This is a genomic window from Candidatus Jettenia sp. AMX1, assembly GCF_030263775.1.
GTDB classification, from domain to species: domain Bacteria; phylum Planctomycetota; class Brocadiia; order Brocadiales; family Brocadiaceae; genus Jettenia; species Jettenia caeni.
Map to the genome: position 1 here is coordinate 1 of NZ_SZPP01000074.1, position 12,706 is coordinate 12,706.

Genomic DNA, 12,706 nt, shown 5'->3' on the forward strand with positions numbered 1-12,706 from the left:
ATATCTTCCTGTCCGGATTCCGGGTCTCCGGCTTTTTGAAAATTATCCTACGGATTCTCCACACGGATCTTTTTCTGCCCCCCTTGCAAGACACTCGAAATATTCAATCTAGAGGTAACCCTGAATGGACTATATATAGATAACTTAAGGAAAAATGCTCCGTTGTCATTCTTTTCCTGTTTACGTTAAAACAGGCCCGCGGTGACTCTTATCCCTTCATAAGATGCAGAGCAAGGCTTTAGCCTTGCCGCTCCCCGCCTGAACATATACACGAGGAGCAACCTTAAAGGATTGCCCTACAGAATTGAAATTCCTATACATTCAGTGAGATTGTAAATCAGGATATACCGTAATTCTGATGAATTTATCTATAGCGTTACACACTGCCCAAAAATTGTTACCCTGTAGTAATACATAAGTAACTACCACCAAATTAAAGAGTATCCTCCAGCACAAATCCAACTTTTATGATAACCTCCCAGCGAGCAACCTTTCCATTTTCAATACGGCCTCTGGTTTCAATAACCTCAAACCATCGCATATTTCGGATAGTTTTTGATGCTCTGGCAATTGCATTTTGAATAGCATCTTCTACGGTAGTTGTGGAAGAACCTGCCAATTCAATAATTTTATATATATGATCACCCATACAACATCTCCTTTATATAAATTTTACCGAAATATCAATTTCCCTAATCATTTCACCCCTTCGGGGTTACTTATCCTGCAAGCATATCAGCCCTTTGGAATTTGAACCATGCCTCAAAAATAAAAAATACTATCCGAGATATACACAGAACGGATATTCATCATCCAGAATGGTTCCATAATGACTGGCTAATCAGTAAAATGCAAATGAAATTTTTGAAGTTCCATTATGTCTGGATATGTTACCAATAAGGGCGATATTAACTTCTTAACTAACATAAAATTTCATAGTCCAGTCTTATGGGAATAAACGCAATCTTCAGTTTATTTCGCCTTGATTTATCTACCTATTCGATTAATATATTAACATGGTAAGAACAAAGCATTTACACAACAGATAAAAATATATTTGGCTCATGCTGGCAAATGCATCACCCTGCAAAAATAACAAAATCAGTATCCGATATTCTTTTTCGTACCTATGAGAGTTATGAAGATTGTTATTCTTGATCATATTCAATTAGCAGAACGGCACATTACAATACTGAAGGAACTTGGAAATGTGGTAAGGTATAATGGTTACCCTTTAACTGAAATGGAGAGCATTGAGAGGATTGCAGGCGCAGAGATACTTATATCTGGTTGGACAAATATCACAACACATATTATTCAAAATTCTCCTTCACTAAAATTCATCATTGTGCCGGCAGTAGGATATGAGAATGTAGATGTAAAAGCGGCATCGCAGATGGGGATTATGGTATCAAACTGCCCTACACACAATACTCAAGCTGTAGCCGAACATACGATAGCGTTAATGCTTTTGATTGCCCGCAGAATTACTGAAGCAAATACCCGCCTTAAAAATGGCGAATGGAAGCCATCGGAATATATGGGTATAGAACTGAGAAATAAGAAATTAGGACTTATAGGATATGGCAATATAGGAAGAACCGTAGCACACATTGCCCAAAACATAGGAATGAAAGTTTCTCACGCAAATTCCAAAACCCCGCCGGACGGATTAGATCAACTTATCGCAAACTCGGATTTTGTCAGCTTACACCTCCCTGTTACTGATAAAACCAGGCATCTTATGAATGAAAGAAGACTGCGGCTTATGAAAAAAGATGCATATCTTATCAATACTGCACGGGGTGCAATACTGGACCAAAAAGCGCTTATCAAGGTACTAAAATCAGGCCATTTGGCAGGCGTCGCTTTGGATGTATTCGAAAACGAGCCGCATGCCGGTAAATTATCAGGAGAATTATTGGATTTGGTGAAATGTCACAATGTTATCGCTACACCTCACATGGGATTTAACACACAAGAGGCATCATATCGGCTAGGTGAAGAACTCATAGCAAACATACAAGCAATAATGAGTGGAAATCCGATAAATATTGTATCCTGATAACTCGCAGAAAGTATAAAAATCGAAAACCAGTTCCGTGAAATACTCTCCTGATATTGATTAACGCAGCGGTTTCAATAAATATTCCAATCCATTCAGTTTGATCTCATAGACACACTCAAGCATATTACCTATTATTCATGATAATGATTTATACTCTGCCAGTAATTTCCTGAATTTGTTAACCGTCACTTCATACGCTTCTTTTCCGGTAAGGTCAACTCCGGCATCTTTCAGAATTTCAAGCGGTTCCTTGTGTAATCCTGCTTTCAGGAATGTCAGATAATCTTCGACAGCACCTTTTTCACCGGAGGTTACACGTTCGGATAAAGCGATTGCCGCGGATAAACTGGTAGCATATTTGTACACATAAAATGCATGGTAAAAATGGGGAATTCTTGCCCACTCGTAGTTTAACTGATCATCAATAACTATGCCCTTACCCAGATATGTTTCAAGATTTTTCCGGTATATGCCGGTTATGCTTTTTGCGATCAGTGCCTTGCCGGATTCGGCCATCTCATGAATATCTTTTTCGAAATTTGCGAACATGGTCTGTCTGTAGAAGGTTGCCTCTATGCGTTTCATGTTGTGATACAGAAAAAATTTCCTCTCTTCACTGGATTTAGCAATCTTTGACATATGATCAAACAGCAAAGCTTCATTAAATGTCGATGCTATCTCAGCCAAAAAGATTGGATTTTGATAATAGATGTAGGGTTGATTTTCAATGGAGTAGTCCCGATGCAGGCAATGGCCGAATTCATGGGTAAATGTTGAAACATCAGAGAATTTTTCCGTGTAATTTAAAAAAATTAATCCCCTGCTCGCATAACTACCCCAGGAGAACGCCCCTGATCTCTTGCCGGGGGATTCAAATACATCAATTACCCTCGCATGAACAGTAGAATCGTACTTCCTGAGATATTCTGCGCCGAGGGGTTCAAGCGCTGTACGAACCAGATCGATTGCTTCTTCATAGGAATATTTCTTATCAACCTCATGAACCAGGGGAACATAATTATCATAGAAGTGTAATTTTTCAATTCCAAGCTCTTCCTGTTTCAGGACATTGAATTCACTGATCGCATCAATATTCTCTTTTACAACCTCAATGAGATTACTGAATACCGTAGTTGGCACATAATCGGGAAACAGAGACATCTCCAGCATAGACGAATAGTTCCGAACCTTCGCCAGTTTAATATTTGCAAGTACATGTGCTGCATAGGTATTTGCCAGGACGTCAATATTCTGCCGGTAAGGCCGGTAATAAAAATCAAACACTTTTTGCCGGAGAGCCCGGTCGGGTGATTCCAGCAATTGCGCATACTTTGCATGAGAAAGACGAATTATTTCTCCCTTGTGTTCAAATTCCCCGAACGAAATATTGTTATCATTATAAGCCGAAAAAATATCATCAGACTTATCCAGGGCAATTTTCAGTTCCGCTAAAACAGTTTCCGTTTCTTCAGAAAGGATATGAGGATTGTACCGGGCATAGCCTTCCAGGAAGAAGCGATACCCCGCCAGATGAGGATTTTCATGAATCATGGTATCGATATCATTCTGTGATAAAGAGGACAGCTCTTTTTTAATGAAAACAGTTTGTGCGGAAATCTTTGAGACGAGCAGTTCGATACGCCCTTTCATCTCTTCATATCTGGCGTTTCGGGTATTCTCAAAAAAGCGGACATTTGCATACACATATAAATTTTCTCTCATGATAGAATGGTTAACATAAAACTGCATAAACTGCTCAAGTTTACGGGGATCGGCAAGAGAGCCTTTGAACTTGAGAAGCTGAGGAAATTCTTTTTCTACCTTGCAATAGTCTTCTTCCCAGCTATCATCCGATACATACAAAACAGACACATCCCATTTATAGGTATCTTCTATTTGATCCCGGATTTTAATCTTACTCATATATTTTTATTTCATCATCCCTTCTTTATATTCAAATATGTATGGCAGTCTGCGTAAACCTGTCGCAATAGCCGGACTTGCCGTAGTATGTCTTCTCTAGTAATCCAAAACAGAGAACAAAAAATTGGTTAAAAAATCAAATAAAAAATCCCAATATCCTTTTACCGATACTGGGATTCCTTATTTTGTTATTATAATTATATTGAGTCGATTACTCTATATTCTTTTATATACTATAACTATTTAGTTGTTTCTACTTTAAAATAAGAGTACGCTTTTACATACATTTATAATTTAACAACTTTTGCTGCCTTATAACCCTTTTGGTCTTTAATAACCTCGAAGTCGACCTTATCTCCTTCGGCGAGAGTTCTAAATCCACTACCTTGAATTTCGGTCTGATGTACAAAAACATCAGTTCCGTTATCCTGAGTAATAAAACCAAAACCCTTTTTGTCATTAAACCATTTTACTGTTCCAGCTGCCATTCAAATCACCCCCTTTAAGCATGAAAAAGTTAAAAAATAAAAAAAGGCTACAATAGTTGCAACTATTGCAGCCTTATTATCACATCAAAACATATAATACGAATCTTGTAATACAGCCAAAAGTCAACTATATTCACTATATTACTACATATCACATGTTAAAACAATACTAAATAATAATATATTTTAAATAATATATTTTATAATCTGAACCTTTCAAAATTAAAGGACGTGTAATTCACTAATTTTGCGAAAATGATGACCGTAAATTGCAAGAGTAACAGAGAGCGATAACAATTCCCGGCGATGAAAAGACGTCCATAATAAGAGTTTCCAAAATTGGGTACGCTCATTGCCCATGATACCAATGTGGTAGATAACACGAAATAATGCTAATATATGACTAAATTCAAATTGGGCTTTAACCTTTGGCATTTTATATTCGCGAAAAAAGGTCTTTATGCGCTGATAATAGTTTTCAGGGGAATAAATATATCTCAATATATTTTTATATCCTTCCTGAAATGTATCCATGTCCATGGTAGGAATAATGTTCGTTGTGCCGTCTACATTATCCCCCGACATCTGTCCAAGTAAACGCCCCTCTTGCTTTAGACGTTCGTATAGTTTTGTTCCTGCAGGGGCCTGAAGCAGCCCAATCATTGCTGACACAATCCCGCTTTTCTGTATAAAATCAATTTGCCGCTGAAAGATGGATGGAGTATCACTATCAAAACCTACGATAAAGCCTGCTTGTACCTGCAGTCCGGCTCGCTGAATACGCCGCACGTCTTCAATTAAATTACGGTTTTTGTTCTGTTTTTTGTTACATTCTGCCAGGCCATCCGTATCCGGCGTCTCAATCCCAATAAAAACCGCATCAAAGCCTGCTTCAGACATCATTCGCATCAAGTCATCATCATCAGCCAGGTTGATAGAGGCTTCCGTGTTAAACGGTATCGGTACATGTTCTTTTTGCCATGTAATTAAAGCAGGAAGCAATTCTTCCTTGAGGTTTTTTTTGCTCCCGATGAGGTTATCATCTACGAAGAATACGGGTCCGCGCCACCCCATACGGTAGAAACTATCCAGCTCGGCAATGATTTGTTCAGCGGTTTTGGTACGTGGGCGTCTTCCAAATAATGATGTCACATTGCAGAACTCGCAGTGATATGGACAACCCCGGGAGTACTGTATACTCATCGAGGCATATTGCCTCAGATCGGCTAATTCCCAAAGAGGTGTCGGGGTCTCCTGAATATCAGCAAACTGAGATGTGGTGTATATCCGCCTGGCACAATTATTATTCAGATCTTCTAAAAAAGGCGGCAAGGTTAGCTCTGCTTCGTTAAGAACAAAATGGTCGACATGCTCAAATTGCTCATGCTCGCTCGTGAATAAAGGCCCTCCGGCAACTACCTTAAGGTTGGCTTCCTTGCAGCGTCTGATGATCTGCTGAGCCGACGTTCTTTGTATAACCATACTGCTGATAAATGCATAATCCGCCCATAACAGATCTTCATCCTTGAGTCTTGTTACATTGACATCAACTAAACGTTTTGACCACTCAGGTGGGAGCATTGCAGCAACTGTCAGTAATCCTAGCGGCGGAAAGGAGGCCTTTTTGCGTATGAACTTAAGTGCATGTTTGAAACTCCAGAATGTATCTGGGAACTCGGGGTATATCAACAGTATATTCATTATGTTTGTCAGAATAACCTCAATAAATATTAAAAATACTCCTACACAGCTAATTATAATCTTTACCTTTTATAACATAAATAAACATGATGTCAAATGCAAAAGGAAGGGAAAGGAAATTCGATGAGAATTTTCCAGTAATATCAAGAGGTTAAAGGAGAGAGATGCTTCAAAAGGAGAACGGAGAAACCTTTGAGCTTATGCTGATGTTCAAGTCACTACAGGCTTACAGAAATGTGAGATAAAAGATATCGGGTAAAGGCGCAACCTTTGACCTCTGCATTCTCAAGTTCATAATAGTAATCTTTTGAGAAGGAGTTATTCTGCCGCAGGGTTTTATTTAAGTTTTTATTATAATAAAAACTTAAATTTTTCGGCAGCTTTCAGGATGATGTCTATACCCCTATCCAATTGATATCTGGTATGTTCAGAGGTAATAAATATACGAATACGTGCTTCATTTTTTGGTACTGATGGAAATTGCAGGATACTTCCATCAAAACCTTCTCTCTGGAGAAAGTCGTTGAGTTTTAAGGTATTTCGTTCTGAGCCAAAAATCACCGGAACAATCCAACTTTTACTATTTCTCATATCAACTTTTCCTGCAAGTTTTTTTCTAAAATACGCCGCATTTTCCCGTAGTAATCTGCGCCTCTTCTCGCCCTCAGGCCCTGACGCCAGTTCGAGCACCTTAATCATACCACCGGTTACTGCAGGATCTAAAGCGCAGGAAAACATGCGGCATTTTGCATACCAATTAACGTAACGGACTACCTCTTTTTTTGCGAGTAATGCGCCACCAACCCCACTAAATGCCTTACTAAAAGTAATGACATAAAGATCGATGTCTTCTAAGACGCCAGACTCTTCACTGACTCCTCTGCCATTTTCACCGGCAATCAGAGTTGAATGAGCCTCATCAACAAGAATGCTTGCCTGATAATTTTTAACCACCCGTACTATATCACTAAGGTCACCATAATCACCATCTGCACCATATAGACTTTCGACGCAAACAAGAACACGTGATTTTCCATGGGAAACTTCTTGTAAAACTTGTTCGAGATGTTCAATATCATTATGTCGAAAATAGGAGCAGTTTGCCCCGGATATCTTCGCCCCTTCAAGAATTGATGTATGAACCGATTGATCCATTACGATATGATTTCCCGGCTTCATGTAAGCCTGTATAACACCTACGTTCGCGCTATAGCCAGAGGGAAATAATGATATTGACCGGTCGTCTAATCCAAAAAAATGCGTGAGATCCTCTTCCAGCTTTTTATGAATACCATACGTACCACTGATCACGGGTGAACTAGCCGCACCAAGACCATAGGTATCGAGAGCATCTTTTGCCGCTGCAATTACATCAGGATGATAGCCAAATCCCAGATAGTTATAGCTGGAAAAATTCAATAGTCTCATTCTATCACCCGTTTCACGCTGGATTTCAATTTCGGTTTTTTGCGCCCCAAGTCTTGGCGATTCAAATGTGTATAAACCATCCCTCGTTGCACTCTCTACCCATTCGTTAAAATGCTTTATTTCTGTCAGTTCAGATCCGGGATTGCCGATAAACATATCATAGGTATAGTTCTGATAATTTTGAGATTTATCATCAGACTCTGCCTGGAATTTAACTTTACGATTCTCCAGAATTTTACGGGTAAGCTCACGTTTTTCTTCTGACGATATACTTTTTGCATTAACAGAACTCATGAAAACCTCCCTTTTCTATGAAAATACCTATTACTGCTCAATATCAGATAAGATTTGTAGAATCCTACTTTCTACGAAGAATTACGTAGTAATAATACAACAGAAACACAAGATTAATCCTCCCTTCCCTTGATGGGAGAGGGCTATGGTAAGGGTGCACAATGAGATTGTTTTCTTTCCCTTATTCCCGTCCCACCACGGGGGAGGAGGTACTGAATTTTCTCGTATATATACCGTAATTACACAAAATCAAGCTGAGAGCTTCCCTTGATTTCTCCCTTGCAGAGGAGAGAAAAGGGGTTATAAATTTCAAGTTCAGATAAAACAAAAAAACCTTACTTCGAGAATATTAAGTCAAATATTCTCAGAGTAAGGTTCTCTGATTTATTTCGAATATATTTATCATGTTCGGTAGTAGGGCTATCTTTCATTCATAGGAGAGACGCATCATGATGCGCCTCTGCCAGTGTAATTAAAGATCCTTTACTTTGCGTCCCCTGATCACTCAGGGTTTGCCTTTATCGCTCTGTCTTAATTTTTAAACGCTACCTATATAACAAGTATGTTGTCTTATGTCAAATAAAATAATATTTTTATTTAAAAGCTATAAAAGAAGTGACGAAAAACTAACCTGATTTCTTGGATCGTTTTAGTTTCTTTCCCAGCCTGAGTATCGATAGGAAGCGAGGTACAAACTGATCAAATAGGTGAAAAGAATTATTTCTCCTTACCATTTTACTTTGATTCTTAAGATTATCTTTCTTTCTTGGATCAAAACGGTCTATAGGATCATCAACAAGCTCTCTGGTGTCTTTATCTCGTTCATCAAGGATAAAAGACGGGACAGATTCTGTTATCCTCGTCCTCCGATTCAGCCTCATATTCGAATTGTCACCTAACTTTGCGATAATCTTGAAGTCAAAAGCCCTGATCATTTCTGGTGTAGCTCCAAAAGCAAAATTTACACAGCCATAGTCTGAAGATACAATTACATGGGCTAGTTCTTTTAAACCATTTTTATCAAACGGAATATAGACCGGTTCACCTATGGATAGTTCATCAAATCTCTCAAGGGTGAATTTTGATGTTTTAATTAATTCTGCAAGCGATTTATCCAACAAGTCGAGTTTGAAAAAACAATCCTCCGATGCACGACGCACGATGTCATCAGCAGCAGGAAAATCTACTTTTCTCCACGTATTTAACAAATTCTCACCATCGTAATTAGCCAATATCCAGGGAAGGATAAACCAAAAATGCCTTCTGTACTCAGGGGGAATGCTAATGCCCTGTAAATGGTAAATGTTTCGGCCATCTTTATCTTTATGGTTTGATAAACCGCAACTCACAAGAAACGTAGTTTGTAAATGGTTTAAGCAGTAAAGAGGCAAAACCGGCGATTTGCAGAAAGCATTTTTGTACTTATCATACAGATTGTAAAGCTGATTTAATAGCTTAAGACTATCTGAAGAAATTTTCGGTGGAACAATCATCCATCGATAATCTTTCGATAAAGAACGGGAATATAAAAGTTCCTGGTATTTCATTTGATCTGCCTTACCCTCTCCATTGCTTTGCCCAAGAGCGGTTCTATATGTGTCTCAAATTGGCTTAAAATTTCGTAATCCTTATTTTTTTCTTCTAAAATAGCTCTGGCGATACTCTCGGCATCAGGCTTACGCATGATGAGAGACCAGATTTTATTTACCAGCCCCGCTTTTTTCAGGATTTCTGAAAGTTCTTTTTCCCTTTGCCTTATACTCTTGCTGGCTTCCTCTCTCATCTGCTTTAAAGTTTGCCCTAAACAATAAAACAAAACATGTTCTGCATTCACCGGTTGTGGAAATCCCACAATCTTATCTTCGGACCTAAAAGGATGTTTAACATCCTCTGTAGGAGTAACAGACCGATGAACATTACCCTCTCCTACTGCAGAGACAGGAACAATACACCCCTCCCAGGAGGGATTTTGCTTCTGTAAAGATACCATCTGATTAAATACTTCCAGGCCCCGTTCAATCAACGGCGCATAATTGTCAGTTTTCCACCTGGCATCAACCGTATCTGCCTTTGTTAACATGATTACAAATATTAAATTCCTATTCGGATAAATCCTGCTATAGGTTGTGAATATCTCATGGATCCTGCGTGCTCCTGACCGATGTCGTGCTTCTTTAATATTCGGATAATACGTCAGGACAAAGGCATCTGCAACCAGGATAACAGCATTACTGAGTTCAATATGAGAAGCCAGGTCAGTAATTTCAGATCTGACCATATCCGGGGATTCCTGAGTATCCGTTGTATCCGTAATTTCTGTTAAAATACCTCCGCGATAATCTATCCAATCAAAATAGGTTACCGGCCTTGAATTATGATACACAGTAAAAGGCCATACCGTTGTCTGCTGTGTACCGTCAGGCCATTTTAACTTATCGGCAAGTGAAAACCTGCTAAAATCGCCAACACTCAATATGGCTTTATCAAATTGCTGTACAGAACGCGGGGCAATGTAAAAACCTGCCTCATTTTGCCCTGCATCTCCAAGCGTTTCATAAAGTGCTGACATATATGCCGTTTTGCCAGAACCTGATATACCTACCATAGTTACTTTCATATCTCATTTACCTCTCATAAATCATTTCATAATTACTGTGGGAAGTTTTGGAATACATGCTATCTCATGATAAAACCATACCCATACTATGCCTTCGTTTTCTGCCTCATCATTTCAAAAACTATACCAAAAATACCTCCCATGAATGGCGCTATAATCGCTAGTTTTGAAAAACCTGCAATAATCCAAATTACTACAAAAAGAGAAAACCCTACCATTGCACCCAGGAAAAATGCCTGTATGAGTTGCGCAGGCGCTCTTTGAATTTGCCCAGATGCTCGTTGCTCCGGGAGTTTCTGCTCGTTCGGCATTAAAACCCTCTTACTGAGGTCCTTATGTCTTTCAATATTGTCTGACATTTGTTTACCTTCAAATAAAATGAAAAATCTTGCGTATATTACTTAAGCTATTATATTACTAAAATAGGTACTTTTTTAGCAACCTTTTTGTCAATTAAGCGCATATAAAAAACGTGCTGCAAATTTATTTAAAAAAACATTTGACATTATATTCCTATTTGCTATTGTTGCAAAAAATATAAAAAATTCTAAAACAGATATCTATGAGAATAAAGATAACGCTTTCAGCAGATAGGCCAGCCATTATCGACTTCAACTATCAACATCAGATACAGGCGTTAATCTATGGATTTCTCTTCACATCAAACCCAGACTATTCCCGATGGCTTCATGAACAAGGCTTTGTTTACAAAAAGGACAAACGGTTCAAGTTCTTTGTCTTCTCGGGGATACTATTCCATGGTCCAATCAAGATTATCCGTTCAGGCCACACAAATCATGGAAATAATAAAACGAATCAATCACCAAACAATTTCAGCAGCTCACATGGTGGTTTTTCATTCAAAGCCTCTCAATCCAGTCATTTCACCTTTTCCTTTCAAATAGCATCACCCGTCGATCTGTTTATCCAACATCTGGTAGATGGTATATTTACTGAAGGGCAGGCGGTGAGGCTTGGCAGACAAACGTTCAACGTCTGTCAGGTAGAAACATTGCCGGATCCTCTAAACTACTTAAACGGCTTAAACGATTTAAACGGGTTAAATAATTTAACCCTGCGTCCTTTAGAATCCCCTATTTTCATCAAAAAACCCATGCCGCAAGGCCAGCAGGATGTCTTTCTGTATCCTGGCGATGAAGGTTACGAGGAATTTTTGAGACAAAACCTCATGCACAAATACGAAACGCTTTATGATAAACCCTTTGGCGGCGACAGCAAGCGCCTAAAGTTTACCTTCTATCCCATTGCTGGAAAATCAATAAAACAGTTTACTGTTTTTAGTACCGGATTAGACAGCAGTGTGAGACCCATCAATATAAAAGGCACCTTACAGCCCTTTATTGTTACCGGTCATAAAGAATTAATCAAGATAGGCCTGAAATGTGGCTTTGGGCAAAATAATAGTATGGGATGTGGGTATGTGGAAGTCATACAAACAGTTCAAACCGTTTAAACGGTTTGAACTATTCTTATATTACTTCTTTAAAACCTCTAACAGGAGATTCCCTATGCACTTCGAAGACCTTGAGATCTGGAAGGCAGCGAGGGTATTAACAAATAAAATTTATGGAATTACCAAAGAGGGCGCTTTTGTAAAAGATCGCAGCCTCAGAGACCAAATCAGGCGAGCATCCGTTTCCATCATGTCGAACATAGCCGAAGGGTATGAAAGAGGGGGCAATCAGGAATTAATCCAATTTCTATCAATAGCCAAGGGGTCATGTGGTGAGGTGCGATGCCAACTATATATAGCAGGTGATCAGAGGTATATTCCTCTAAAAGATTTAAATCCCATTCTTGAACAATGTAAACGTATTTCAATAATGATTAACAATTTTATGGAACACTTGAAGGACAGCCGATATAAAGGGTCAAAATATAAATTACCAAGGCAAAAAAGCATAAAAGAAATAGTAGATGAAATTGCAAACAGAGTTAAAGCAAATCCCGATCAGACAACCGAACCGTCTTGAACGGCTTATTAAACGGCTTAAACGGTTTGAACAGTTTAAACCGCTTAAAAACTACTTATTAAACCGTTTGAACGGCTTAAATTGTATTTAATTCCACATAAGTTGCGCATAAACTAGACAAAAATCGTGCTAACCAGCCATAGATAAGGGAAAGATGGCAGTCATGGCTGAGAGAGCCTGAAAAATCTTGTTC

12 protein-coding genes and 1 riboswitch are annotated in these 12,706 nt (G+C 38.7%); of the genes, 3 read left to right on the forward strand and 9 right to left on the reverse strand.

The annotated features are described in order from the left end of the window. Positions 1-433: 433 nt before the first annotated feature. On the reverse strand, positions 434-649 hold the full coding sequence (locus FBQ94_RS16645) for a dodecin (RefSeq protein WP_007222588.1): 216 nt from the start codon (positions 647-649) through the stop codon (positions 434-436). A 489-nt stretch (positions 650-1,138) separates the two neighbouring features. On the opposite strand from FBQ94_RS16645, the gene FBQ94_RS16650 reads away from it, so the two are divergent. Continuing rightward, the gene (locus tag FBQ94_RS16650) at positions 1,139-2,065 is read left to right on the forward strand and encodes an NAD(P)-dependent oxidoreductase (RefSeq protein ID WP_007222589.1); all 927 of its coding nucleotides are present in this window, start codon (positions 1,139-1,141) and stop codon (positions 2,063-2,065) included. A gap of 60 nt (positions 2,066-2,125) precedes the next feature. On the opposite strand, the gene FBQ94_RS17595 is transcribed toward FBQ94_RS16650, so the two are convergent. The 8 genes from FBQ94_RS17595 to FBQ94_RS16685 all read right to left on the reverse strand — a co-directional run bounded on the left by FBQ94_RS17595 (position 2,126) and on the right by FBQ94_RS16685 (position 10,878). After that, complete coding sequence (locus FBQ94_RS17595) at positions 2,126-2,203, reverse strand: putative quorum-sensing-regulated virulence factor (RefSeq protein ID WP_352246997.1); 78 nt, start codon at positions 2,201-2,203, stop codon at positions 2,126-2,128. After that, positions 2,204-3,991 (reverse strand): oligoendopeptidase F, encoded by a 1,788-nt coding sequence (gene pepF / locus FBQ94_RS16655; RefSeq protein ID WP_007222590.1) that lies wholly within the window; start codon positions 3,989-3,991, stop codon positions 2,204-2,206. Between the two features lie 287 nt (positions 3,992-4,278). Then, complete coding sequence (locus FBQ94_RS16660; RefSeq protein ID WP_007222591.1) at positions 4,279-4,479, reverse strand: cold-shock protein; 201 nt, start codon at positions 4,477-4,479, stop codon at positions 4,279-4,281. A 222-nt stretch (positions 4,480-4,701) separates the two neighbouring features. Beyond that, the gene (locus FBQ94_RS16665; RefSeq protein ID WP_007222592.1) at positions 4,702-6,060 is read right to left on the reverse strand and encodes a B12-binding domain-containing radical SAM protein; all 1,359 of its coding nucleotides are present in this window, start codon (positions 6,058-6,060) and stop codon (positions 4,702-4,704) included. 471 nt (positions 6,061-6,531) lie between these two features. After that, complete coding sequence (locus FBQ94_RS16670; RefSeq protein ID WP_007222593.1) at positions 6,532-7,902, reverse strand: aminotransferase class I/II-fold pyridoxal phosphate-dependent enzyme; 1,371 nt, start codon at positions 7,900-7,902, stop codon at positions 6,532-6,534. 407 nt (positions 7,903-8,309) lie between these two features. After that, positions 8,310-8,429, reverse strand: a riboswitch (cyclic di-GMP riboswitch). A 99-nt stretch (positions 8,430-8,528) separates the two neighbouring features. Continuing rightward, positions 8,529-9,449: a hypothetical protein gene (locus tag FBQ94_RS16675; protein ID WP_007222594.1), complete on the reverse strand. Its 921-nt coding sequence runs from the start codon at positions 9,447-9,449 to the stop codon at positions 8,529-8,531. Further along, a complete protein-coding gene (locus FBQ94_RS16680; RefSeq protein ID WP_007222595.1) occupies positions 9,446-10,519 on the reverse strand; it encodes a hypothetical protein in 1,074 nt (357 codons plus the stop codon). Before FBQ94_RS16680 ends, FBQ94_RS16675 begins: the two co-directional genes overlap by 4 nt. A gap of 86 nt (positions 10,520-10,605) precedes the next feature. Then, complete coding sequence (locus tag FBQ94_RS16685; protein WP_007222596.1) at positions 10,606-10,878, reverse strand: hypothetical protein; 273 nt, start codon at positions 10,876-10,878, stop codon at positions 10,606-10,608. Between the two features lie 203 nt (positions 10,879-11,081). Between FBQ94_RS16685 and cas6 the strand changes: the two genes are divergently transcribed. Both cas6 and FBQ94_RS16695 read left to right on the forward strand, forming a co-directional pair. Then, a complete protein-coding gene (gene cas6 / locus FBQ94_RS16690; RefSeq protein WP_007222597.1) occupies positions 11,082-11,993 on the forward strand; it encodes a CRISPR-associated endoribonuclease Cas6 in 912 nt (303 codons plus the stop codon). Positions 11,994-12,048: 55 nt separating this feature from the next. Beyond that, complete coding sequence (locus tag FBQ94_RS16695; protein ID WP_007222598.1) at positions 12,049-12,513, forward strand: four helix bundle protein; 465 nt, start codon at positions 12,049-12,051, stop codon at positions 12,511-12,513. The last annotated feature ends 193 nt before the right edge of the window (positions 12,514-12,706 follow it).